At 67.4% G+C, this 24,673-nt stretch carries 24 protein-coding genes; 11 read left to right on the plus strand and 13 right to left on the minus strand.

Translation table 11 applies throughout. The annotated features are described in order from the left end of the window. Positions 1-3: 3 nt before the first annotated feature. Entirely contained in the window at positions 4-888 is an 885-nt protein-coding gene (locus tag CD928_RS08370; RefSeq protein WP_095386646.1) for a LysR family transcriptional regulator, read from the minus strand. A 221-nt stretch (positions 889-1,109) separates the two neighbouring features. Between CD928_RS08370 and CD928_RS08375 the strand changes: the two genes are divergently transcribed. From CD928_RS08375 to mmsB, 9 genes are all read left to right on the plus strand, one after another. Next, positions 1,110-2,603 carry a CoA-acylating methylmalonate-semialdehyde dehydrogenase gene (locus CD928_RS08375; RefSeq protein WP_095386647.1) on the plus strand — a complete coding sequence of 498 codons (1,494 nt, stop codon included), beginning with the start codon at positions 1,110-1,112 and terminating at the stop codon, positions 2,601-2,603. A gap of 65 nt (positions 2,604-2,668) precedes the next feature. Continuing rightward, positions 2,669-3,214 carry a hypothetical protein gene (locus tag CD928_RS08380; protein ID WP_095386648.1) on the plus strand — a complete coding sequence of 182 codons (546 nt, stop codon included), beginning with the start codon at positions 2,669-2,671 and terminating at the stop codon, positions 3,212-3,214. Between the two features lie 29 nt (positions 3,215-3,243). Beyond that, on the plus strand, positions 3,244-3,549 hold the full coding sequence (locus tag CD928_RS08385; protein ID WP_095386649.1) for an I78 family peptidase inhibitor: 306 nt from the start codon (positions 3,244-3,246) through the stop codon (positions 3,547-3,549). Beyond that, a complete protein-coding gene (locus CD928_RS08390; protein ID WP_095386650.1) occupies positions 3,542-3,943 on the plus strand; it encodes a RidA family protein in 402 nt (133 codons plus the stop codon). Before CD928_RS08385 ends, CD928_RS08390 begins: the two co-directional genes overlap by 8 nt. After that, positions 3,940-5,085 (plus strand): acyl-CoA dehydrogenase family protein, encoded by a 1,146-nt coding sequence (locus tag CD928_RS08395; RefSeq protein WP_095386651.1) that lies wholly within the window; start codon positions 3,940-3,942, stop codon positions 5,083-5,085. Before CD928_RS08390 ends, CD928_RS08395 begins: the two co-directional genes overlap by 4 nt. Then, positions 5,082-6,128 (plus strand): enoyl-CoA hydratase/isomerase family protein, encoded by a 1,047-nt coding sequence (locus tag CD928_RS08400; RefSeq protein WP_095386652.1) that lies wholly within the window; start codon positions 5,082-5,084, stop codon positions 6,126-6,128. The genes CD928_RS08395 and CD928_RS08400 overlap by 4 nt, the downstream gene beginning before the upstream one ends. Positions 6,129-6,239: 111 nt before the next feature. After that, a complete protein-coding gene (locus tag CD928_RS08405; RefSeq protein ID WP_095386653.1) occupies positions 6,240-7,022 on the plus strand; it encodes an enoyl-CoA hydratase-related protein in 783 nt (260 codons plus the stop codon). Continuing rightward, positions 7,019-7,276, plus strand: a complete 258-nt coding sequence (locus CD928_RS08410) for a hypothetical protein (RefSeq protein ID WP_141237122.1) — start codon at positions 7,019-7,021, stop codon at positions 7,274-7,276. Before CD928_RS08405 ends, CD928_RS08410 begins: the two co-directional genes overlap by 4 nt. Continuing rightward, complete coding sequence (gene mmsB / locus CD928_RS08415) at positions 7,273-8,148, plus strand: 3-hydroxyisobutyrate dehydrogenase (RefSeq protein WP_095386655.1); 876 nt, start codon at positions 7,273-7,275, stop codon at positions 8,146-8,148. The genes CD928_RS08410 and mmsB overlap by 4 nt, the downstream gene beginning before the upstream one ends. Before the next feature lie 166 nt (positions 8,149-8,314). Here mmsB and CD928_RS08420 read toward each other — a convergent pair whose 3' ends face one another. The 12 genes from CD928_RS08420 to CD928_RS08475 all read right to left on the minus strand — a co-directional run bounded on the left by CD928_RS08420 (position 8,315) and on the right by CD928_RS08475 (position 21,970). Further along, positions 8,315-8,545, minus strand: coding sequence for a hypothetical protein (locus CD928_RS08420; protein WP_095386656.1), 231 nt, complete (start codon positions 8,543-8,545; stop codon positions 8,315-8,317). Between the two features lie 144 nt (positions 8,546-8,689). Then, entirely contained in the window at positions 8,690-10,723 is a 2,034-nt protein-coding gene (locus tag CD928_RS08425; protein ID WP_095386657.1) for a 3-hydroxyacyl-CoA dehydrogenase NAD-binding domain-containing protein, read from the minus strand. A gap of 113 nt (positions 10,724-10,836) precedes the next feature. Further along, entirely contained in the window at positions 10,837-12,039 is a 1,203-nt protein-coding gene (locus tag CD928_RS08430; protein ID WP_095386658.1) for a serine hydrolase, read from the minus strand. Further along, positions 12,036-12,983: an aldo/keto reductase family protein gene (locus CD928_RS08435; RefSeq protein ID WP_095386659.1), complete on the minus strand. Its 948-nt coding sequence runs from the start codon at positions 12,981-12,983 to the stop codon at positions 12,036-12,038. Before CD928_RS08435 ends, CD928_RS08430 begins: the two co-directional genes overlap by 4 nt. A 15-nt stretch (positions 12,984-12,998) precedes the next feature. After that, entirely contained in the window at positions 12,999-13,802 is an 804-nt protein-coding gene (locus CD928_RS08440) for an SDR family NAD(P)-dependent oxidoreductase (RefSeq protein WP_095386660.1), read from the minus strand. 2 nt (positions 13,803-13,804) lie between these two features. Continuing rightward, on the minus strand, positions 13,805-14,578 hold the full coding sequence (locus CD928_RS08445; RefSeq protein ID WP_095386661.1) for an SDR family NAD(P)-dependent oxidoreductase: 774 nt from the start codon (positions 14,576-14,578) through the stop codon (positions 13,805-13,807). Beyond that, positions 14,575-15,642: a phosphotransferase family protein gene (locus tag CD928_RS08450; RefSeq protein WP_095386662.1), complete on the minus strand. Its 1,068-nt coding sequence runs from the start codon at positions 15,640-15,642 to the stop codon at positions 14,575-14,577. The genes CD928_RS08445 and CD928_RS08450 overlap by 4 nt, the downstream gene beginning before the upstream one ends. After that, the gene (locus CD928_RS08455) at positions 15,639-16,730 is read right to left on the minus strand and encodes a Zn-dependent alcohol dehydrogenase (protein ID WP_095386663.1); all 1,092 of its coding nucleotides are present in this window, start codon (positions 16,728-16,730) and stop codon (positions 15,639-15,641) included. The genes CD928_RS08450 and CD928_RS08455 overlap by 4 nt, the downstream gene beginning before the upstream one ends. A gap of 112 nt (positions 16,731-16,842) precedes the next feature. Further along, the gene (locus tag CD928_RS08460; RefSeq protein ID WP_095386664.1) at positions 16,843-18,132 is read right to left on the minus strand and encodes an acyl-CoA dehydrogenase family protein; all 1,290 of its coding nucleotides are present in this window, start codon (positions 18,130-18,132) and stop codon (positions 16,843-16,845) included. Positions 18,133-18,246: 114 nt separating this feature from the next. Then, positions 18,247-19,701 (minus strand): MFS transporter, encoded by a 1,455-nt coding sequence (locus CD928_RS08465; protein WP_095386665.1) that lies wholly within the window; start codon positions 19,699-19,701, stop codon positions 18,247-18,249. Next, the gene (locus tag CD928_RS08470) at positions 19,698-21,116 is read right to left on the minus strand and encodes an MFS transporter (RefSeq protein WP_255247086.1); all 1,419 of its coding nucleotides are present in this window, start codon (positions 21,114-21,116) and stop codon (positions 19,698-19,700) included. Before CD928_RS08470 ends, CD928_RS08465 begins: the two co-directional genes overlap by 4 nt. Beyond that, positions 21,113-21,970, minus strand: a complete 858-nt coding sequence (locus CD928_RS08475) for an SDR family NAD(P)-dependent oxidoreductase (protein ID WP_095386666.1) — start codon at positions 21,968-21,970, stop codon at positions 21,113-21,115. Before CD928_RS08475 ends, CD928_RS08470 begins: the two co-directional genes overlap by 4 nt. Positions 21,971-22,141: 171 nt before the next feature. Here CD928_RS08475 and CD928_RS08480 point away from each other — a divergent pair, with 171 nt between their 5' ends. Both CD928_RS08480 and CD928_RS08485 read left to right on the plus strand, forming a co-directional pair. Further along, positions 22,142-23,323, plus strand: coding sequence for an acyl-CoA dehydrogenase family protein (locus tag CD928_RS08480; protein WP_095386667.1), 1,182 nt, complete (start codon positions 22,142-22,144; stop codon positions 23,321-23,323). Positions 23,324-23,464: 141 nt separating this feature from the next. Beyond that, a complete protein-coding gene (locus CD928_RS08485; RefSeq protein WP_095386668.1) occupies positions 23,465-24,583 on the plus strand; it encodes an acyl-CoA dehydrogenase family protein in 1,119 nt (372 codons plus the stop codon). Positions 24,584-24,673 lie beyond the last annotated feature (90 nt).

Consider the following 24,673-nt stretch of genomic DNA (forward strand, 5'->3'; position numbering starts at 1 on the left):
GGGTCAGGACGGCACCAGCAGCGTCCGCCCCTCGCGCACCTCGGTATCGAGCCAGTCGATGAAGGCGCGGATGCGCGGCTGCGGCGCGACGTCGCGGTGGAGCGCGAGCCAGAAGCTGCGCCCGATCACCTGATCGGGACGCACGCGCACCAGCGCGGGATCGTCGGCGGCAAGGAAGCAGGGGAGCACCCCGACCCCGGCGCCGCTCGCGATCATCCGCCGCTGCGCGAGGATCGACGAGGAGCGCACGGTGGCGCGCAGCCCCGGCTCGATCTCACCCAGATAGTCGAGCTCGGGGGCATAGAGAATGTCGGGCATATAGCCGATCACCGCCATCCCCGCGCGCGACAGCGGCGCCCGCTCGACCGCCTCCCGCCAGTCGGGCCGGTCCGCGGGCGCGTAGAGGCCGAGGCTATAGTCGGCGAGCCTGCGCGTCAGCAGCGGACCCTTGCGCGGCCGCGCGAGCAGCACCGCCATGTCGGCCTCGCGCCGCGAGGGGTTGAGGAAGCCCGACGAGGCGACGAGGTCGATCTCGATTTCGGGATGCGCGGCGACGAAGCCCGCGAGCCGCGGCGCGATGAAGCTACTGCCGAAGCCTTCGGAGACGCTGATGCGAAGCTGCCCCGACAGGTCCGACCGCCCCTCGGCGCGGTGGATGCGCGCCGCCGCCGCCGCCATCGCCTCGGCGTGGGGCAGCAGCGCGCGGCCCGCCGCGGTCAGCGCGAAGCCCGCGGGCGCGCGCTCGAACAGCGTCTGCTGCAGATCGGCCTCGAGGCTGCCGACGCGCCGGCTCACCGTGGTCGGGTCGACATGCAGCGCCTGCGCCGCGCGCGCCAGCGTGCCGTGGCGCGCGACCGACAGGAAATATTGCAGCTTGTCCCAATCCATAAGCTGCAAATATGCAGCATTGTCCTGCAAGTCTATCCCTTGCAATCGCGCCGCTGTTGGTCTGAGAGGCAATCGAGCGGAAAAACTTCCGCATCCCCGAGCGAAGACGAGGGGCATTTTCGAGCGAAGCGAGAACCAGTAACGTTGGTGGCCTCGACTTCGCTCGGCTCGGCCCCTCGTCTTCGCTCGGGGATACGGGAGTAGGGAAGGAGAATCGACCCATGCGACAGATCGACCATCACATCGTCGGCGGTGCCGGCGGCAGCGCGCGCCAGAGCGACATCTTCGACCCCAACAACGGCGGCGTCCAGGCCGCGGTCGCGCTCGGCGACGCCGCGCTGCTCGATCGCGCGGTCGCCGCGGCGAAGGCGGCGCAGCCCGCCTGGGCGGCGGTCAATCCGCAGCGCCGCGCGCGCGTGATGTTCGACTACAAGCGCCTCGTCGAGGCGCATTTGGACGAACTCGCCGAACTGCTCGCGAGCGAGCATGGCAAGGTCGTCGCCGACGCGCGCGGCGACGTCCAGCGCGGGCTCGACGTCATCGAATTCTGCTGCGGCATCCCGCATGTGCTGAAAGGCGAATATACGCAGGGCGCGGGGCCCGGCATCGACGTCTATTCGATGCGTCAGCCGATCGGCATCGGCGCCGGAATCACGCCGTTCAATTTCCCGGCGATGATCCCGATGTGGATGTTCGGCCCGGCGATCGCGACCGGCAACGCCTTCATCCTCAAGCCCAGCGAGCGCGATCCGAGCGTGCCGGTGCGCCTCGGCGAACTGATGCTCGAGGCGGGGCTGCCCGAGGGCATTTTGCAGGTCGTCCACGGCGACAAGGAAATGGTCGACGCGATCCTCGACCATCCCGACATCGGCGCGGTCAGCTTCGTCGGCTCGTCGGACATCGCCCATTATGTCTACAATCGCGGCGTCGCGAACGGCAAGCGCGTGCAGGCGATGGGCGGCGCGAAGAACCACGGCATCGTCATGCCCGACGCCGACCTCGACCAGGTGGTGAACGACCTGACCGGCGCCGCCTTCGGCTCGGCCGGCGAGCGTTGCATGGCGCTGCCGGTCGTCGTGCCGGTCGGCGACGAGACCGCCGAACGGCTCAAGGCCAAGCTGATCCCCGCGATCGAGGCGCTGCGCGTCGGCGTATCGACCGATGCCGAGGCGCATTACGGCCCCGTCGTCTCCGCCGCGCACAAGCAAAAGGTCGAAGGCTGGATCCAGAAGTGCGCCGACGAGGGCGCCGAGCTCGTCATCGACGGCCGCGGCTTCACGCTCCAGGGGCATGAGGATGGCTTCTTCGTCGGCCCGACGCTCTTCGACCATGTCACTCCCGACATGGAAAGCTATAAGGAAGAGATTTTCGGCCCGGTCCTCCAGATCGTCCGCGCCCCCGATTTCGAGGCCGCACTCGAACTCCCCTCGAAGCATCAGTACGGCAACGGTGTCGCCATCTTCACGCGCAACGGCCACGCGGCGCGCGAATTCGCGCAGCGCGTCAATGTCGGCATGGTCGGCATCAATGTCCCGATCCCGGTGCCGGTCGCCTATCATACGTTCGGCGGCTGGAAGCGCTCGGCCTTCGGCGACACCAACCAGCACGGCATGGAAGGCGTCAAATTCTGGACCAAGGTCAAGACGGTCACCGCGCGCTGGCCCGACGGCGGCGGCGACGGATCGAACGCCTTCGTCATCCCGACGATGGGCTGACGGCTGGACCGGCGATGAAACCGCGCTGTCTCGTCACGCATTCTTCCCTGCGAAGGAGAATGACGATGATGCGTTGGATCTTCCCCGCCGCCGTGCTGATGCTCGCCGCTTGCAGCGGCGGCAAAGACGAGAAACAGCCGGCCGAGACCGCCGACAAGGCCGCTCCGGCGCCCGCCGCGCCGGAGGAGCCAGCGGAGCCGGCGCCTGTGACCGGCGACGCCGACCTCGCCTACACCCCCGACCCGTCGGTGACGCCGCCCGCCGCGCCCGAGCCGGGCATCGGCAGCGGTGACAAGGCGATCCCCGCCGCGGTCCAGGGACGCTGGGCGCTGAAGGCGGCCGATTGCGCGGCCAGACGGGGTGCCGACCTCACCGCGCTGGTCATCGACGCCAGCACGCTGCGCTTCTTCGAATCGGCGGGCGACCTCGCCCGCGTGCGCGATCGCGGCGCGAACCGCATCGTCGCCGACTACAAGTTCAGCGGGGAGGGCGAGGAATGGGACCGGCTGATGCTGCTCGCGGTAGAGGATGGCGGCAAGACGCTGGTGCGCCGCGATTATGGCGAGGGTGCCGCGGCCGAACCGATGCGCTATACGCGCTGTGCCGCCTGAGCGGCGAAGGATGAAAGGGAGTTGATGGGATGAACAACCGCTGGATCGCAATCGCCGCCGCCCTGCCGCTCGCCGCCTGCGCCGCGAGCGAGGCCCCCGCCGAATCGACGCCGCCGGCACCGCCCGCCGAAATGACCTGCAACGCCGACGCCGTGCAGAGCTATGTCGGCCAGACCGCGGCGCCCGAACTCGGCGGCGCCATCCTCAAGGCCGCGGGTGCGCGCACCCTGCGCTGGGGCCCGCCGCGCTCGGCGATGACGATGGATTATCGCCAGGACCGGGTGAACGTCATGTACGACGACGCCTACAAGATCACGCAGATCACCTGTGGCTGACAGCCCGCGCCGCACCCATAGCTCCGCCTCGCCCTTCGAACCCGTCTACGGCTACAGCCGGGCGGTTCGGGTGGGCGACCGGATCGACGTCGCCGGCTGCGCGCCGATCGAGCCCGATGGCTCGTCGACCGCCGGCGACGCCGGGGTGCAGGCGTCGCGCTGCCTGACGATCATCGGCGAGGCGCTCGCGGCGCTCGGCGGCGCGCCCGCCGACGTCGTGCGCACCCGCATGTTCATCACCGACCCCGCCGACGCCGACCTCGTGGGGCGCGCGCACGGGGCGGTGTTCGGCGCGATCCGGCCCGCCGCGACGATGGTCGTCGTGTCGGCGCTGCTGCGCCCCGAATGGAAAGTCGAAATCGAGGCCGAGGCCATCATCGAGAAAAGAGCATGACCGACCAGTTTCAACTCACCGACGACCAGCTCGCCATTCAGGACATGGCGCGCAAGTTCACCGCCGATCGCATCACGCCCTTCGCGGCGGAATGGGACGAGAAACATCATTATCCTGTCGACGTGTGGAAGGCCGCGGGCGAACTCGGCTTCGGCGCCATTTACGTGGCCGAGGAATCGGGCGGTATCGGGCTCGGCCGGCTGGAGGCGGCGCTGATCATGGAGGCGATGGCCTATGGCTGTCCCGCGACCAGCGCCTATGTCTCGATCCACAATATGGCGACGTGGATGATCGACCGCTTCGGCGGCGCGGAGATCAAGGCGCGCTTCCTGCCCGAGCTCGTGAGCATGGAGAAGATCGCGAGCTATTGCCTGACCGAGCCGGGTTCGGGGTCGGACGCCGCTGCTCTGAAAACGACGGCGAGGCGGGACGGCGACCATTATGTGCTCAACGGCACCAAGCAGTTCATCTCGGGCGCGGGCACCAACGACATCTATGTCTGCATGGTTCGCACCGGCGAGGAAAAGTCGAAGGGCATTTCCTGCCTTGTCGTCGAAAAGGACACGCCGGGATTGAGCTTCGGCGCGCCCGAGAAGAAGCTCGGCTGGAACGCATCCCCTACGGCTCAAGTTGTCTTCGAGGATTGCCGTGTGCCGGTCGAAAACCGGGTCGGCGCCGAAGGCGACGGCTTCCGCTTCGCGATGGCGGGGCTCGACGGCGGGCGGCTCAACATCGGCGCCTGCTCGCTCGGCGGCGCGCAGCGCTGCCTCGACGAAGCGATCGCCTATACCAAGGACCGCCAGCAGTTCGGGCAGCCGATTTCGGATTTCCAGAACACCCAGTTCATGCTCGCCGACATGGCGACCGACCTCGAAGCCGCGCGGGCGCTGCTCTATCTCGCCGCGGCGAAGGTCACCGCGAACGCCCCCGACAAGTCGCGCTTCTCGGCGATGGCGAAGCGGCTCGCGACCGACAGCGGCAGCAAGATCGTCAACGACGCGCTCCAGCTGTTCGGCGGCTACGGCTATCTGAAGGATTATCCGATCGAGCGTTTCTGGCGCGACCTGCGCGTCCATTCGATCCTCGAAGGCACCAATCAGGTGATGCGGATGATCGTGGGAAGGGACCTGCTGCGCCAATGACCGAAGATGTCTTGATCAGCGTCGAAGGCCGCATCGGCCGCCTGTCGCTCAACCGTCCCAAGGCGATCCACGCGCTCAACCTCGCCATGTGCGAGGCGATGATCGAGGCGCTGCTGGCGTGGCGCGATGATGCCGCTATCGAGGCGGTGATCATCGACCATAGCGAGGGCCGCGGCTTCTGCGCCGGCGGCGACATCCGCATGCTCGCGGAAAGCGGCGCGAAGGACGGTCAGGAGGCGCGCGCCTTCTTCCACACCGAATATCGCCTCAACCATCTGCTCTTCACCTATGCGAAGCCCGTCGTCGCCTTCATGGACGGCATCACCATGGGCGGCGGGGTCGGCATTTCGCAGCCGGCCGCCTATCGCGTCGCGACCGAGCATACGCGCTTCGCGATGCCCGAGACCGGCATCGGCCTCTTCCCCGACGTCGGCGGCGGCTGGTATCTGCCGCGGCTCGAAGGGCGCGTCGGCGTCTTCCTCGCGCTCACCGGGGCGCGGCTCGACGGGGCCGAATGCCTCGCGCTCGGCCTCGCGACCCATTACCTTCCGTCCGAGCGGCTGGCCGAGGCGAAGGAGCGGATCGCAGCGCACCCCGACCGCATCGGCGGCATCCTGGGTGAGCTGTCGGTCACCGCGCCGCCCGCCGCGATCACCGGCCAGATCGACAAGATCAACCGCCTGTTCGCCAGCGACCGTTACGAGGACATCCTCGCCGCGCTGGAAAGGGACGGCGGCGAATGGGCGGCGAAGGAACTGGACGCGCTCCACACCAAGTCGCCGCAGACGTGCAAGGTCGCGCTGCGCCAGCTTCGCGAGGGCGCGGCGATGCCCGACTTCGCCGCCGAAATGGCGCAGGAATATGCGATCGGCAGCCGCGTCGTCCAAATGCACGATTTCCTCGAAGGCGTCCGCGCGCTGATCGTCGACAAGGACAACAGCCCGAAATGGGACCCGCCGACCGCCGAGGCGGTCACCGATGCGTGGATCGACGCGATCTTCGCACCGCTGCCCGATAACGAGAAATGGACGCCGCTTACCTGACCTTGCCATTCATCTTCGTCACCCCGGACTTGATCCGGGGTCCCGCTTCTTAACCGTCGTAAAGCGGGATGCCGGATCAAGTCCGGCATGACGAGAATCCGGAGACACCGAATGACCTACGAAACCATCCTCGTCGAACAGCGCGGCGCCGTGACGCTGGTGACGCTCAACCGCCCGCAGGCGCTCAACGCGCTGAACTCGTCGGTCCTCGACGACCTCATCGCGGCCTTCGCGGCCTTCGAAGTCGATGACAGCCAGCGCTGCGCCGTCCTCACCGGTTCGGGCGACAAGGCGTTCGCCGCGGGCGCCGACATCAAGGAAATGGCCGACAAGCCCGCCGCCGATTTCTACCTTGAGGATTTCTTCGCGAAATGGACGAGCGACTTCGTGAAGAAGGTGAGGAAGCCGTGGATCGCAGCGGTGAACGGCTTCGCGCTTGGCGGCGGCTGCGAACTCGCGATGATGGCCGACTTCATCATCGCGTCGGACAAGGCGAAGTTCGGCCAGCCCGAAATCAAGCTCGGCGTCGCGCCGGGCATGGGCGGGTCGCAGCGGCTGACCCGCGCGGTCGGCAAGGCGAAGGCGATGGAAATGTGCCTGACCGGCCGGATGATGGACGCCGCGGAGGCCGAACGGTCGGGCCTCGTCGCGCGCGTCGTCGAGCATGCGGGCCTTGTCGATGAAGCGATGAAGACGGCCACCGCGATCGCCGCGATGCCGCCGATGGCCGCGATGGTGAACAAGGACATGGTCAATGCCGCCTTCGAAACGACGCTCGATCAGGGGCTGATCTACGAACGCCGCCTGTTCCAGATCCTCGCCGCGACCGAGGACAAGGCCGAAGGCATGGCCGCCTTTATCGAGAAGCGCGAAGGCGTGTGGAAGGGGCGGTGAGCGCGGGTCTTGTTTCGCTGATTATCGGCGTGGTCGCCCTGTCGGTCGGCTGGAACCACTGGCGATACAGGAAACAGGAAACGGTCAACGTTCTGGAGGCCGCGATTCTGCGGTCGACCGGTGAAGAGCCGTTGCCGCTGACGAAGCTCGATTGGTTTCTCAAAAATCTTCAAGCCATCCTCGGGTTCATTCTGGGCCCGTTCTTCATCCTTGTCGGGGTGGCTGTCATTCTGGGTGAATTGGAACTGTTATGAAAATTGCTTTCATCGGACTCGGCAATATGGGCGGCGGCATGGCCGCGAACCTCGCGAAGGCAGGGCATGAGGTCCGCGCCTTCGACCTCAGCGAGGAGGCGCTCGCGCGCGCCGTCGAAGCGGGCTGCGCCCGCGCCGCCTCGGCGGCCGAAGCGGTAACCGGCGCCGAGGCGGTGGTGACGATGCTCCCCGCGGGCAAGCATGTTGCGTCGGTCTACGAAGCCGACGTCTTCCCCAACGCCGCGCCGGGCACGCTGCTCCTCGACTGCTCGACGATCGACGTCGCGACCGCGCGCGCCAATATCGAGGCCGCGATCGCCAAGGGCCTCGTCGCGGTCGATGCGCCGGTCTCGGGCGGCATCGCCGCCGCCAATGCCGGCACGCTGACCTTCATGGTCGGCGGCACCGACGAAGGCTTCGCGCGGAGCCAGCCGATCCTCGCCAGGATGGGCAAGGCGGTGATCCACGCGGGCGATGCGGGTGCGGGGCAGGGCGCGAAGATCTGCAACAACATGCTGCTCGGCGCGTCGATGGTCGCGACCTGCGAGACCCTCGCGCTCGCGCAGAAGCTCGGCCTCGATCCGCAGAAATTCTTCGACATCGCCAGCGTCTCGTCGGGCCAGTGCTGGTCGCTGACCAGCTACGCCCCGCTCCCCGGCGTCGGCCCGGCCACCCCCGCCGACAATGGCTACAAGGGCGGCTTCGCGGCGGCGCTGATGCTCAAGGACCTGCGCCTCGCGATGGAGGCCGCGGCGAGCGTCGACGCCGACGTCCCGATGGGCAGCCGCGCGCGCGAGCTTTACGAGGCGTTCGTCGCGGCGGACGAGGGCGGCCACGATTTCTCGGCGATCATCCGGACGCTGCAGGGCTGAATGACCCGTCAAACTTCCTTATTCCGTCACCCCGGACTTGATCCGGGGTCCCGCTGATTTTGTCTCTGGCAATTGCCACGGCGAAGTTCGTCCGACGGTGAAAGCGGGACCCCGGGTCAAGCCCGGGGTGACGATGAAAACGAGGCGGTATAGTCCCCGGCCAAGCTCAATAAAAATCCGCCGTCTCGCCGCCATCGCGGCGCTCGGTGCGATGCACTTGCGTCGGCGCGTCCGTCCGGCCGGTCCGCACCTCGATCCGTCCGTTCACCCGCCGCATCTCGGCGGGGGCCACGATCCGGGCCCGCGCGATGCCGACCGCGGTCGGTTTCGGCGGCGGCGTGGCGGCCGGGGCGCTCGCGACGAGCAGCAGGGCGGCGGCGAGGGGCATGGCGTTCATGCTCTGCCCTAACGGCGCGGCTTGCCAGCGCTTTAACCCTGAATCGCAAGATTTCGGCAGGATCGATGGCGCTTCCCCGGCAAAAGAAAGGCCGCCTGCCCCGCATCGGGACAGACGGCCTCCTCCTTCTCTGTACGGGAGGGTCTAGAACCCCGCCTTCGCCGCGGCCTTTTCCTTCAGAAGCGGCGCGACTTCGAAGCCGTGCTGTTCCAGCGCCGCCGCGATCTTGTCGGTGCCTTCCAGCCCCGCCCAGAACATCGGGCCGCCGCGATAGACCGGCCAGCCATAGCCGTAGATCCACACGACATCGATGTCGCTCGCGCGCTGCGCCTTGCCCTCGGCGAGGATCAGCGCGCCTTCGTTGACCATCGGATAGAGGGTGCGCTCGACGATCTCGGACTCGCTGATCTCGCGCTTCTCGATCCCCGCCCGCTTGCGGAACTCGTCGATGATCTCGGCGACGCGCGCGCTTTCCGTCGGATTGCGCTTGTCGTCATAATCGTAGAAGCCCGCCTGCTTCTTCTGCCCCCAGCGGCCCTCGGCGCACAGCGCGTCGCGGATGCTCTCGATCCGGTTCGGGTCGCGGTGCCAGCCGATGTCGACGCCCGCGAGGTCGCTCATCTGGAACGGGCCCATCGGCATGCCGAAATCGGTGTGGACCTTGTCGACCTGCGCCGGGGTCGCGCCTTCGAGCAGCAGCTTCTGCGCCTCGATCTGGCGCGGCGCGAGCATGCGGTTGCCGATGAAGCCATGGCACACGCCCGCGACAACCGCGACCTTGCCGATCTTCTTGCCGATAGACATGGCTGTGGCGAGGACGTCGTCGGCGGTCTTGTCGCCGCGCACCACCTCGAGCAGCTTCATGACATTGGCGGGCGAGAAGAAGTGCATGCCGAGCACGTCGCCCGGCCGGCTGGTCGATGCCGCGATCTCGTTGACGTCGAGGTAGCTGGTGTTCGACGCGAGGATCGCACCAGGCTTGGCTACTTGATCGAGCTTGCCGAAAATCTCCTTCTTGACGTCCATATTCTCATAGACCGCCTCGATGATCAGGTCGCAGTCGGCGAGTGCCTCGAGCTCGAGCGAGGGGGTGATCAGCCCCATCATCTGATCGACCTGTTCGGGCTTGAAGCGGCCCTTGGCGGCCGATGCGTCGTAATTCTTGCGCACGACGCCCAGCCCGCGATCGAGCGCTTCCTGCTGCGTCTCGACGATCGTGCAGGCGAAACCCTTCTGCAGGAAATTCATCATGATGCCGCCGCCCATCGTGCCGGCGCCGATGATGCCGACCTTCTTGACGTCGCGCAGCTTGATGTCCTTTGGCAGGCCGTCGATCTTCGCGGCCTGGCGCTCGGCGAAGAAGATGTGGCGCTGCGCCGCCGACTGGCTGCCGAACATCAGCTTCGTGAACTGCTCGCGTTCGAAGGCGAGGCCCTCGTCGAAGGGCAGCCGGGTCGCCGCCTCGACGCAGGCGAGGTTGGCGTAAGGCGCCTCGAAGCCGCGCCAGCGCTTGGCGTTCTTCGTCTTGAGCTGCTCGATCACCGCGACGTCGCCGAACACCTCCCGATCCCGGGTAGGCCGCGGGCCGTCGGCGATCTTCGCGCGGGCAAAGGCGATGGCGTCGGCGGCCAGGCTGTCCTCGCCCGCCAGCGCGTCGACGAGGCCGAGCTCCTTCGCCTTGGCGGCGGGCAGCGGGTCGCCGAGCGAGGTCATCGTCGCCGCGGCCTCGACCCCGACGACGCGCGGCAGCCGCTGCGTGCCGCCCGCGCCGGGCAGCAGGCCGAGCTTGACCTCGGGCACGCCGAGCTTCGCCGAGGGCACGGCGACGCGATAGTGACACACGAGCGCGGTTTCGAGGCCGCCCCCGAGCGCGGTGCCGTGGATCGCCGCGACGACGGGCTTCGCTGCCGCTTCGATCATGTTGAGGACGGCGTTGAAATCGGGGCCGCGCGGGGCTTTGCCGAACTCGCTGATGTCGGCACCGGCGATGAAGGTGCCGCCGTCGCAGCGCAGCACGATCGCCTTGACGCCCTCGTCGGCGAGCGCCGCCTTGAAATTATCTTCGAGCCCCTGGCGGACGTGCCACGACAGCGCGTTGACGGGCGGGTTGTTGACGATGATGACGGCGACGTCGCCGTCCTTCTGCATCGTCACGCTGACGGGGGTGTCTTCGGACATGTCTGGCTCCTTGAAATTCTTTCCGTTCGCTTCGAGCGAAGTCGAGAAGCGTCTTGCGCTGGGCTCGGCGTGTCTCGACTTCGCTCGACACGAACGGAGGCTGGTTTAACGTATCAATCGTCGATCGCGGCGTGGACGAGCGTCTTGACCTCGCGCCGCACGGGATAGGTGGAAGAGGGCATCAGCTGGGTCATGAACACCATGCAGATCTCCTCGACCGGATCGACGAAGAAGCCGGTCGAGAACATGCCGCCCCAATAGAAATCGCCCGCCGAGCCGGGAATGCCCGCGGCCGCGGGATCGAGCGTCACCGCGAAACCGAGGCCGAAGCCGACCCCGGCATTCTCGTCCTCGGAAAAGATGCCGACGCTGTGCCGGGTCAGGTCGCCGCCGCCGACCAGATGGTTCGACGTCATCAGCGCGAGCGTCTTGCGGCTGATGATCCGCACATCGCCCAGCTTGCCGCCGCCGAGCAGCATCAGGCAGAAGCGATGATAGTCGTGCAGCGTCGAAGCGAGCCCGCCGCCGCCCGAATGGAAGCTGCGGTCCTTCGCCCAGCGACTGCGGTCGCCGGCGTCGAATTGCTGCATCTTGTCCTTCGGGTGAAAGGCATAGGCATCGGTCAGCCGGTGCTGTTGGTCGGCGGGCACCTTGAATCCGGTATCGACCATGCCGAGCGGGCCGAAGATGCGCTCCTGCAAGACTTGCGCGAACGGCTTCCCCTCGATCCGCTCGATCACCGCGCCGAGCACATCGGTCGCCATCGAATAATTCCAGTGCGCGCCGGGGTCGAATTGCAGCGGGATCTTCGCCAGCCCCTCGATGAAGCTGTCCATCGTGAAGGCGGCGTCGAAATCGTCGATCTTGGTCTTGCGATAGGCGGCGTCGACGGGCGTGCGCTCCTGAAAGCCATAGGTCAGGCCCGACGTGTGGCGGAGCAGGTCGACCATCAGGATCGGGCGCGCCGGCGGGCGGGTCAGGAAGGGGACGTTGCCGCCGCCCGCGACGAAGACGCCGGTGTCCTTGAACTCGGGGCAGACCTTCACCAGCGGATCGGACAGCGCGACCTTGCCCTCTTCGAGCAGCATCATGAAGGCGATGCTGGTGATCGGCTTGGTCATGCTGGCGATGCGGAAGATCGCGTCCTCCGTCAGCGCCGCGCCCGGCCGCGCCTCGCCGATGCACGACAGGTGCGCGATCTCGCCGCGCCGCGACACCAACGTCGCGGCATGCGGCAGCCGGCCGGTATCCACATATTTGGCGGCGAGGAACGCCGGGATGCGGTCGAGACGCGTCTTGTCCATCCCGTGACTCATGAAATGCGGACTCCTTCGAGGATGGCGGCGGCTTCGGCGAGCAGCGCGGGATCGATGGCGAGGTCGGCGGCCGCGGCGGTCTCCTTGAGCTGCTCGGGGCGGCTCGCGCCGACGATCGCGCTGGTGATCCCCGGCTGCGCGAGCACCCAGGCGATCGCGAGCTGCGCCATCGAGCACCCCGCCCTGTCGGCGATCGGCGCCAGCTTCCGCACCGCTTCGAGCACCGGATCGGCGAGGTAGCGGGTCATGAAACGCTGATCCTCGCTCGCGGCGCGGCTGTTCGCGGGCGGAGCCTCGCCGGGCTTGTACTTGCCGCTCAGCACTCCCATCGCGAGCGGCGACCAGACGATCTGGCCGATGCCGTTCGCGACCGACAGCGGGATCACCTTCGCCTCCGCGCGGCGATAGAGCAGGCTGTACTGCGGCTGGCTCGACACGAATTTGACGTGGGGCGGCGCGAGGTCGAGCGCGGCCTGGATCTGGTCGGGTGCCCATTCGGAAAAGCCGATCGCGCGCGCCTTGCCGCTGCGGACGACCTCGGACAGCGCCGCCATCGTCTCCTCGAGCGGCGTGTCGGGGTCGTAGCGGTGGCACTGGTAGAGGTCGACATAGTCGGTTTGCAGCCGCGACAGGCTCGCGTCGATCTGCTTCGCGACTTGGCGCCCCGACAACCCCTTGTCGGTCTCCGACATCGGAAAGAAGAGCTTGGTCGCGAGGACATAGCTATCGCGTGGCCGCCCCTTGAGCGCGCGGCCGAGGAACTCCTCCGCCGCGCCGGTGCCATAGACGTTCGCGGTGTCGATGAAGTCGATCCCGGCGTCGAACGCCGCATCGATGCACGCGCGCCCGGCGCTGTCGTCGACCCCGACTCCATAGGTCAGCCAGCTGCCGAGGCAGATCGCCGAAACGCGAATGCCGCTGTCGCCGAGGTCGCGATATTGCATGGACCTGTCCTTTCGTCAGTGCGACGTCTGGCCGAGCAGTTGCCGCGTCACCGGATGCGAGCTGGTGAGGCCGCCGTCGACCGCGATCGCCTGTCCGTTGACATAGCTCGCCTGGTCGCTCGCGAGGAAGAGGGCAACGTTCGCCAGCTCCTCGGGCTGGCCGGCGCGCTTCAGCGGATTGAGCTGGCCGATCTTGTGCGTCACGCCCTTTTCCTTCGCATAGTCGAAGGTCGGCCTGGTCATCCCCGTCTCGGTCAGCCCGGGGCAGATCGCGTTGACGCGGACATTGGCGCTCGTCATCTGCTGCGCCGCGGTCCGGGCGAGGTTGATGACCCCCGCCTTCGACGCCGAATAAGCGGCCGGGCCCGCGCCCGAATTGATCCCCGCGACGCTCGCGGTCAGCACGATCGCGCCGCCGCGCCCCTGGTCGACCATCGCCTTGCCGGCGTGCTTCACCATCAGCGCCGGGCCGATCAGGTTGACGCGCAGCGTCTCGGCCCAACCCTCGGGCGTGATGTCGAAGATGCCGCCCATGTCGCCGATGATCCCGGCGTTGGCGAAGGCGATGTCGAGCCCGCCATATGTCTCCTTCGCGGTGGCGACGAGCTTCGCGACGTCGGCCTCGACCCCGGCGTCGATCTCCAGCGCGACGACGTCGCCGCCCGCGTCCTTCACCGCCTGCGCGGTGTCGTGGACCGCCGCCGTCTTGTCGCCGATGACCAGCCTCGCGCCCTCGGCGGCGAAGCGCAGCGCGCTCGCGCGGCCGATTCCCGATCCCGCGCCGGTGATGATCGCGATCTTGCCGTCCAATGCGCCCATGTTCATCCTCCGCTCGAAGTGTTGCCGCCGTCGATGACGATCGTCTGGCCGGTGGTGAAGCCGCCCGCCGGGCTCGCGAGGAACACAGCGGCGCCCGCGATCTCGTGCGGCTCGCCGATGCGGCGCAGCGAGGAACGGCGCGTCGACACCTCCAGCGTGTCGGGATTCTCCCACAGCGCGCGCGCGAAATCGGTCTTGATCAGGCCGGGCGCGATGCAGTTCACGCGCACGCCCTGCGGGCCGAACTCGTCGGCGAGGTTGCGCGCCATCTGCATGTCGGCGGCCTTGGAGATCGCATAGGCGCCGAGGATCGACGATCCTTTCAGGCCGCCGATCGAGCTGATGATCGTGATCGACCCCTTGCCCGCCGCGAGCATCGCCGGCGCGCACATATGGATCAACCAGTGGTTGGCGACGATATTATTGTCGAGGATCTTGCGGAACTGCTCGTCGCTGATCCCCGCCGAGGGCCCGTAATAGGGGTTCGACGCCGCATTGCAGACGAGCGCGGTGACCGGGCCGAAAGCGGCGACGGTCTCGTCGACCAGATGCTGTAGATTCTCCTTCGACGAGATATTCGCCGCGACCGCGATCGCGGTTCCCGGCCCGTGTTTCGCGTTCAGTTCGGCCGCGACCGCGTCGCAGGCGTCCTGCTTGCGGCTCGATATCACGACCTTCGCGCCCTGCTCGGCCATCGCTTCCGCTATGGCTTTCCCGATGCCGCGCGACGATCCTGTGATCAGCGCGACCTGACCCGTCATGTCGAACAGGCTCATGCGCCGGCCTTCTTTGCAAAGTCCCAAGCCTTTTGGGCGAGCGGCAGGACGCGCTCGGACATCGCTTTCGCATGGGCGGAGGAGGCCGTGCCGTCGATGACGCGCTTCTTGATCCCCTGCATGATCCCGGCGAGGCGGAAGAAATTATAGGCGAAATACCAGTTCATGTCGGGCACGCCGTCGCGGCCGGTGGCGGCGCAATAACGCTCGACCACCTCGTCGAGCTCGGGAATGCCCAGCTCGGCGCGATCGAGGTCCATCACCCCCGATCGCCCGCCATTCTCGGTCACCCAGGCCATCGCGACATAGGTGAAATCGGCGAGCGGATCGCCCAGCGTCGACAGCTCCCAGTCGAGCACCGCAAGCACTTGCGCGCGGTCCCTGGCCCAGATCATATTGTCGATGCGATAGTCGCCGTGGACGACGCTGGTGCGCGTCTGTTCGGGCAGCGTCGCGGGCAGCCAGGCGATCAGCCGCTCCATTTCGTCCATCGTCTCGGTTTCGGACAGCTTGTACTGCTTGGTCCAGCGGTCGACCTGGCGGCCGAAATAATTGCCGGGCTTGCCATAGTCGGACAGCCCCGCCGCCTCGACGTCGACGCCATGCAGCGCGGCGAGCGTGTCGATCATCGCGAAATAGGTCGCGCGGCGGTTCGCGGGCGTCGACCCCGGCATCGCACCGTCCCAGATCGTCTGCCCGTCGACCATGCCCATGACGTAGAACCAGCTGCCGACCACGCTGTCGTCGGTGCAGAGGCCGTACTGGCGCGCGACGGGAAAGCCCGTCTTATGGAGCCCCGCCTGCACCTTATATTCGCGGTCGACCGCGTGCGCCGAGGGCAGCAGCGGGCCGAAGGGCTTGCGGCGGAGGACGTAATTCCCCGACGGCGCCGATATCTTGTAGGTCGGGTTCGACTGGCCGCCGGCGAACTTGCTCTGGGTCAGCGGGCCCTCGAAGCCCTCGACATTCGCCTCCATCCATGCGGTGAGCTTCGCCTCGTCGAGGATATCGGCGCCTTCGGGCGCGACGGTGCCGCTGAAGGCCTTTTGCGCGTCGAGCGTCATTGATCGAACACGATCACCGACCGCGCGGCGTCGCCCTTCTTCATCTTGTCGAACCCTTCGTTGATCTGTTCGAGCGTGATCGTCTCGGCGACGATGCTGTCGAGGTCGAGCAGCCCGCGCAGGTAGAAATCGACGAGCCGCGGGATATCGACCGGGAAGCGGTTGCCGCCCATGATCGCGCCCTGCAATTTCTTGCCCGAGAGCAGGTCCATGGCCGAAAGCCCGACCTTTTCGGCGAGCGGCATCATGCCGAGGATCGTCGCGGTGCCGCCGCGGCGGAGCGAGGCGACCGCGAGGCTGGCCGAGGCGGGGCGTCCGACCGCCTCGATCGCATGGTCGACGCCGCCCTTGGTCAGTTCGACGATCTGCTTCGCGGCATCGGCGTCCATCGCATCGACCACGTCGGTGGCGCCCAGCTTCTGCGCCAGCGCGCGCTTTTCGGGGACCGGGTCGGCGGCGATGATGCGCCCCGCGCCGGCGATCTTCGCGGCGTTGATCGTCGCGAGCCCGACGCCGCCGCAGCCGACGACCGCGACGGTCTCGCCCGGCGTCACCTTGCACGCGTTGAAGATCGTCCCCGCGCCCGTCGTCACCGCGCAGCCGATCACCGCGGCGCGGTCGAGCGGCATGTCGGGGTCGATCGCGACGCAGGCATGTTCGTGGACCAGCATCACCTCCGAAAAGGCGCTGAGGTTGAGCATCTGATTGACGATGCTGCCGTCAGGGCGCGTGATGCGCGGCGGCTGACCGGGCGCGCGGCGGGTGTCGCCACCCATGCACAGCGACATGCGTCCGGAAACGCAGAACTCGCAGTGGCCGCAAAAGGCGCTGAGGCAGGTGACGACCGCGTCGCCGACCTTCACCGTGCGCACCTCGCTGCCGACCGCCTCGACGATGCCCGCGGCTTCGTGGCCGGGGATCGCGGGCAGGGGGTGCGGATAGGCGCCTTCGATGAAATGCAGGTCCGAATGGCAGAGCCCGCAGGCGGCGGTGCGGATGCGCACCTCGTGCGGCCCGGGCTTGTCGACGACGACCGCCTCGACGACGAGCGGCTTGCCGGGTTCGATCAGGACGGCGGCTTTGGTCATCTAAAATCTCCGTTCGTCCCCCTCCCGCTTGCGGGAGGGGTTAGGGGAGGGGGTGCCGAACGCGAACCGGGACAGGCCCTCCCCCGGCCCCTCCCGCAAGCGGGAGGGGAGGCTAGCGCGAAACCCCGATGTCGCCCGACGAAAAGCCCGGATCGCTCGCCGGCGAATGCTTGGCGAGTTCGATCCGCGCGACCGCGCGCGCGTGCACTTCGTCGGGACCGTCGGCGAGCCGCAGGGTCCGCTGGTGGGCATAGGCGTTGGCGAGGCCGAAATCGTCGGAGACGCCGCCGCCGCCATGCGCCTGGATCGCGTCGTCGATGATCTGCAGCGCCATGTTCGGCGCCTGTACCTTGATCATCGCGATCTCGGCGGCCGCCGCCTTGTTGCCGATCTTGTCCATCATGTCGGCCGCCTTCAGGCACAGGAGGCGCGTCATCTCGATATCGATGCGCGCGCGCGCGATGCGCTGCTCCCAGATGCTGTGCTCGGCGATCGTCTTGCCGAAGGCGACGCGCGACTGGAGCCGCTTGCACATCTTCTCCAGCGCTTCTTCGGCGACCCCGATCGTGCGCATGCAGTGGTGGATGCGGCCCGGCCCGAGGCGGCCCTGCGCGATCTCGAAGCCGCGGCCTTCGCCCAGCAGCATCGCCTCCTCGGCATTGACGCGCACGTCCTTCAGCTCGACCTCCATATGGCCGTGCGGCGCGTCGTCATAGCCGAAGACCGGCAGGTGGCGCAGCACGACGATCCCCGGCGCGTCCATCGGCACCGCCAGCATCGACTGCTGCTGGTGGCGCTTGGCGCCGAAATCGGTCTTGCCCATCACGATCGCGACCTTGCAGCGCGGGTCGCCGACCCCCGACGACCACCATTTGCGGCCGTTGATCACATAATCGTCGCCGTCGCGCTCGATCCGCGTCTCGATATTGGTCGCGTCGGACGAGGCGACCGCGGGCTCGGTCATCAGAAAGGCCGAACGGATCTCGCCGTTCATGATCGGCTTCAGCCAGCGTTCCTTCTGCGCCGCGGTGCCGTAGCGGTGGAAGACCTCCATGTTTCCGGTGTCGGGCGCCGAGCAGTTGAACACCTCGCTCGCGAAACCGATGCGGCCCATCTCCTCGGCGCACAGCGCATATTCGAGGTTGGTGAGGCCCGGCCCCTCGAACTCGAAACTCTCGTCGACATGGTGGTGCGCGGCGCTGCGCGGCGGCATGAACAGGTTCCAGATGCCCGCGGCCTTCGCCTCGGCCTTCAGATCCTCGACGATCTGGATCACCTTCCAGCGATCGCCGGTGCGGTCCTGCTCCTTGTAGGTTGCCACGGCGGGGCGGATCTTGCGCTCGACGAATTCGCGTACGCGGCCCTGCCAATGCTTCTGCCGGTCGGTGAGGTCGAAATCCATCGCGTGCTTCCTTTCCCTTTACGTTCACGTAAGCCTTTGGACCGATTCGCCCCCCTTTGCCAAGTCCCGCCGCGCAGAAAATTGCCAGCCGAAGCGCGGCGGCGCAATCTTCCGTTACGGCCGCGGCTCCTCGCTATCGGCCGGACGCCGCGGGGTCGAGGCGAGGGCGGCCAGCCGTGCCTCGTGACTGGCCCGGTCGATCGCATAGCGGCGCAGCCCGGCGGTCGCCATGATCCCGATCAAAATCATCAGCCCGGCGAAAATCCACGCCATCGTCGCGGCGGTGCTCGCGGGCCAGTCCTCGGGGCGCACCCGGTCGCTGAGGCCGACATAGGCGACGAGCTGGCCGACGAGGAAGATGCCGAGCGCCTGCCCGAACTTCTGGACCATCAGATATCCGGCGAAGAAGACGCCCTCGATGCGCGTGCCGTGATCGACCTCGTGCGCCTCGACGATCTCGGCGACCATCGACGAGGTCGAGATGGTCGCGACGATCAGCCCGAACAGCGACGTCGTCTGGAACGAGAGGAGCAGCGCCATCGACGTCCAGCTGCCGAGTTCGGGCCACCAGCCGAGGTTGCGCGCCGCATAGGGCAGAAAGGCGATCGCGCCACTCGCCAGCGCCGCGCCGATCGCGGTGTCGCGCTTGCCGAAGCGGCGATGGGCATGGCCGACCGCGGCGAAGGCGCCGAACACGGCGATCGCGAGCCCGGCGGGATACCAGGCGAGCTGCGCGTCGCTCATCTGCCAGACGTAGAGCATCATGTAGTTGGTCGAGGCGATCGTCGTCGCATAGCCGGTGGTGACGAACAGCGCGCCGCTGGCCAGCGCGACGAAGGCGGGATTGCGAAAGGCGAGGACGATGTCGGCGAGCATCGCCTTGCTGTGGTGCGCGGCGGCGGGCGGCGGCGGCAGCGCGAGGATGCGGCGCTGCTGCCCGAACGCCGAACCGAGCGTCGACACGACGATCAGCGCCGCGCCGAACAGGCCGAAGGCGGCATAGCCCGACGGATCGAGCAGGCCGTTGGTCGCCGGATCGTCCGATTTCAGGAAATAGCCATAGGCGAGCGCGACCGCGAGCAGGCCGCCGAGCCAGCCGAACAGGAAGCGGAAGCGCATCAGCGCGGTGCGCTCGTCATAATCGCGCGTCAGCTCCGCGACGAGCGAGATCGACGGAATCTCGCACGCCGACACCAGCACGCGCACCGCGATGACGTTCAGGAACAGCCCCAGCGTCGAATGCGCGGCCACGTCGGGCGACATCCAGAGCAGCGCCCAGGCGACCGCCATCGGCAGCGCCGCGCCATAGAGCCACGGCAGCCGCCGGCCGAGCCGGGTGCGCGTCGCGTCGGACAACCGGCCGATCAGCGGGTCGACCATCGCATCGACGAACATCGCGCCGATCAGGATCAGCGACACCACGCGCGGATCGAACCCCAGCACCTGATTGTAATAGATCATGAAGAAGGTGGTGAGCCCCGACTCCTTGATCCCCAGCGTCACGCTGCCAAGGCCGTGCGCGGCCTTGATCCGCGTCGGCAGTTTGCTGGTAGGGGCGCCGCGGTTCATCGCGCGCCCTCTGCCTCCGCTGCGGCGAGCGCGGCGACCCGCGCCTCATGGTCTTCGCGGTTGATCGGATAATAGCGGAAGATCAGCGACGAGACGATCGCGAACAGGATCACCAGCACGCAGTAATAGAAGGAGAAATTGTCGACCACGCTTTCGGGCACCTTGGCCGGGTCGGCCTTTTCGGGAATCCCGGCGAGGTCGACGAGCAGCCCGGTGACGAAGATGCCGAGCCCGGTCGCGCATTTCTGCATGAAGAAATTGCCCGCGAAGAAAGTGCCCTCGCTGCGCCGCCCGGTCTGCACTTCCGATGCTTCGACGATATCGGCGATCATCGACCCGCCCGAGATCATCACCGAAACGCTGAACAGATTGGCGAGGAAGAAGAAGGCGAACAGGCCGGCGGTCGACGCGGCGCTCCCCTCGACCGGCCACAGGTGCAGGTGGCGCAGCACGAAGGGCGTGACCCAGAAGACCATGCCGATCAGCCCGCCGGCGATCGCGGTGGTCCGCTTGCCGAAGCGCCGGTGCGCGGGGCCGACGAGCAGGAAGGTGCCGACGACGCTCGCGAACAGCACCCAGGGATAGAGCATGAAGGCTTCGGGGGAGAAGCGCCAGATGAAGAGATAGAGATAGTTGGAGATGGAGAAGGTGATCCCCTGGCTGGTGTAGGCGATCGCGCCCGCGGCGAGCAGCACCAGGAAGGCGGGGTGGGTCAGCGATTCGCGAATCTCGCGAAAGGCGGTGCCGAGGCTGAAGGCCGAGGGCCTCCGGTCGGGCCAGCGCGCCGCCCAGCGATGCTGCCCCGCCGCCGAGATCAGCACCGTCGCCGCCATCAGCAGCCCGCCGAACAGCCCATATTGATAATAGCCCTCGACCGCGAGCAGCGACTTCGCAAGGAAGACGTCATAGGCGAGGAAGAGCATCAGCAGCCCGCCCGCCCAGCCGAACAGATAGCGATAGCGCATCAGGGTCGTGCGCTCGTCATAGTCGCGCGTCAGTTCGGGGAGCAGCGCGACCGACGGGACCTCGCAGCAGGAGACGAGGCTGCGCACGATGACCGCGACGATGACGAGGTGCCAGAAACCGGGGGTCGCGTCGCCGCCCGGCGTCCACAGCGCGAACCAGGCGAAGGCGAGCGGGATCGGCGCGAGATAGAGCCACGGCAGCCGGCGGCCCCAGCGCGTGTGCGTCTGGTCGGAGAGATAGCCGATCACCGGATCGACGAAGGCGTCGAGGACGAGCGCGAGCATCAGCGCGAAGCTGACCAGCTTCGCGTCCATCCCCAGCACCTGATTGTAGAAGAGCAGCAGAAAGGTCGAAAAGCCGTTGTCCTTGACCCCATAGGCGATGCTGCCGAGGCCGTGGAACATCTTGAGGCGCAGCGGCAGCCGCGCCGGCGCGGCGGCCTCGCTCACGCGCCCGCCCCGGCCTTGGCCGCATCCTCCATCGCGACCAGCGCGTCGAACAGCCCCGGCGCCTCGGGGTCCCACGCGTGGCGCTGGCCGATGGTCAGCCCACCGTCGACCAGCAGGTGGGTGCCGGTCATGAACGACGAGTCCTCGCTCGCCAGATAGGCGACCGCGTTGGCGATGTCCTCGGGCTGGCCGCCGCGCGCGACGGGCTGGGCGTGTGTGCTCATCCCCGCGATGATCGCCTTCGCCGCGTCCTTGCTTTCGTCGGGCACTTCGAGCGACGAGGTGAAGATATTGGTGTTGATGAAGCCCGGGCAGATCGCGTTCACCCGGATGCCGTACTGCGCGAGGTCGGTCGCCGCGACCTTGGTCAGGTGGAGCACCCCCGCCTTCGCCACCGCATAGGCGGTCGGCGAATAGCCCGCGCCGAGCGCCGCGACGCTCGCGGTGTTGACGATCGATGCGCCTTTCCGCCCCTTCATGTGCGGGCTCGCATAGCGGATGCCCATCGCCACCGATTTCAGCAGCAGGTCCATCGTCCGGTCCCAGCCCTCGGGGGTGATCTCGTCGATCGGGGCGCGGTCGCCGCCGGCGCCGGCGTTGTTGAAGACGATGTCGATCCCGCCCGCCTTCGCCGCGGCCGCGTTCATCAGCGCCTCGATGTCGGCGGGCCGGGTGACGTCGCAGCGGACGAAATCGATCTTGCCGTTCGACGCTTCGGCGAGCGCGCGTCCGCCCGCCTCGTCGATGTCGGCGGCGAAGACGTGCGCGCCCTCACCCGCGAGTTTCAGGACGGCCGCCTTGCCGATGCCCGATGCCGCGCCGGTGACGACGGCGACCTTGCCTGCGAATCGCATGACCCATTCTCCCGTTTTCTTTTGCCACTTAGCTTAGGGGCGAAGCGGGGCGCGTCAACGTCGCTGCGATGACGCTACGGCGCCGTAACGGCAGGTGGGAGGGGCCAAGTTGACGCTTGCGTAAACTGGCGAAGCGGACGTAGGTTTGGGCCGAGAAGAGGAGCCAAGAGGATGAGCGAACTGGACGCTTTCCGCACCGAGGTGCGCGAATGGCTGGAGGCGAATTGCCCCGCCGAAATGCGCGAGCCGATCCGTGACGAGGACGACATCTGCTGGGGCGGGCGCAATTTCAAATTCAAGAATGACGCCCAGAAACTATGGCTCGATGCGTGCGTCGCGAAGGGCTACACGGTCCCCGACTGGCCCAAACCCTATGGCGGCGCCGGGCTGACCCCCGAGCAGACCAAGATCTTCAAGCAGGAAATGAAGCGCATCCATGCGCGCTCGCCGCTCGACAGCTTCGGCATCTGGATGCTCGGCCCCGCGCTCCTCAAATTCGGGACCGAGGAGCAGAAGGTCCATTATCTGAACCCGATCGCGCGCGGCGAGATCCGCTGGTGCCAGGGCTATTCGGAGCCGGGTTCGGGCAGCGACCTCGTCAGCTTGCAGACCTTTGGCGAAGACAAGGGCGACCACTGGGTCGTCAACGGGTCGAAGATCTGGACCAGCTACGCCGACAAGGCCGACTGGATCTTCTGCCTCGTCCGCACCGACAAGGCGAACAAATATCAGGGCATCACCTTCATGCTCTTCGACATGGAGAGCAAGGGCGTCACGACCAAGCCGATCCTGCTGATTTCGGGCAACAGCCCTTTCTGCGAAACCTTCTTCGACGATGTCGAGGTGCCGAAGACGCAGTTCATCGGCGAGATCAACCGCGGCTGGGACGTCGCCAAATATCTGCTCGGCCACGAACGCGAGATGATTTCGGGCGGCGGCGCGGGCGGCGACATGGTCAGCATCGGCGGCGCGTTCGCGAAAGCCTTTGGCAAGAACGCCGCGGGCGAACTCGACGACCCGATCCTGCGCGCCGAAATGGCCGCGTTCGATGTCGACGTCTTCGCCTATCGCGCGATGGGCGAGCGCTTCATGGACATGTGGAAGACCGGTCGCGCGCACCCGGCCAGTTCGAACATGATGAAATATGTCGGCACCGAGCTCAACAAGCGGCGTCATGAGCTCGTCATGTCGGGCGGCGGCAGCGAAGCGCTCGAATGGGACAGCGAAGAGACGAAGGGCGGCGCCCGCGCGCGCGGCTGGCTGCGCACCAAGGCCAATTCGATCGAAGGCGGGACGAGCGAAGTCATGCTCAACGTCATCGCCAAGCGCATCCTCGATTTGCCGGGGGCTTAGAAACAACCAGCCCCTCCTCTTCAGAGGAGGGGCGGCGAGACTTGCGAGCTTGCTCGCTAGTCGCAGCGGGGTGGTGCTCCTGCACCGGCGTCCACCACCCCCAACCCCTCCTCTGAAGAGGAGGGGCTTAGGAGATCAGACATGCCGCTCTATCACAATGACGACCAGGCGATGCTCAAGGACAGCGTCGCCCCCTTCGTGGCCGAACAGGCTCCCGTCTCGCACCTCCGCCAACTTCGCGACAGCGCCGACGCGACGGGCTTCTCGCGCGACCTCTGGGCGCAGTTCACCGAAATGGGCCTGCCGGGCATGCTCGTTCCCGAGGCGCATGGCGGGCTCGGCATGGGGCATATGGAGGCGGGGATCGTGCTCGAGGAGATCGGCCGCAACCTGACCCCGTCGCCTTTCCTGTCGACCGGCGTCGGCGCGGTCGCCGCGCTCGCCCATGCCGGCGGCACGCAGGCCGGCCGCTGGCTCCCCGCCATCGCGTCGGGCGAGGCGATCGTCGCGCTCGCGATCGACGAAGGGCCGAAGCACCGCCCCGACCGCATCGCCACGACCGCGACGCGCGCCGGCAACGGCTTCCGCCTCGACGGCAAGAAGAGCTTCGTCCTCCACGGCCATGTCGCCGACATGAGCATCGTCGCCGCGAAGACCGACGGCGGCATCACGCTGTTCGCGGTGCCGAAGGATGCGAAGGGCGTCACCGCCGACCCGCGGCGCCTCGTCGATTCGAGCCTCGCGAGCCACGTCACGCTCGACGGCGTCGAGGTCGACGCCGACGCGGTGATCGGCGAGGTCGATGCGGGCGGCGAGATCCTCGACGCGCTTCTCGCCGCCACCCGCACCGGCGCCGCGGCCGAGATGGTCGGCGTCGGGCAGGGTGCGATGGACATGACGGTCAATTATCTCAAGGAACGCAAGCAGTTCGGCAAGCTGATCGGCGAGTTCCAGGGCCTCCAGCACCGCGCCGCGCATCTCTATGGCGAGATGGAGGTCGCGCGCGCGACGGTGATGAAGGCGCAGCAGCTTCTGGACGAGGGCAGCGAAGGCGCGAAGCTGATGGTCTCGGTCGCCAAGGCCAAGGCCGGCCGCGCCGCGAACCTCGCGGTGCGCGAAGGCGTCCAGATGCACGGCGGCATCGGCATGACCGACGAATATGACATCGGCCTCTACATGAAACGCGACCGCGCGCTGGCGGAATATATGGGCGACGTGCACTACCACATCGACCAGGTCGCGCGGATGAACGGCTATTGAGCGACTCAACCCCTCCCCTTCAGGGGAGGGGCAGCGAGACTTGGGCCGGCGGAGCCGGACCTTTAGTCGAGCGGGGTGGGGTGCATCGGC

The organism is Sphingopyxis sp. GW247-27LB (assembly GCF_002277025.1).
GTDB lineage: Bacteria > Pseudomonadota > Alphaproteobacteria > Sphingomonadales > Sphingomonadaceae > Sphingopyxis.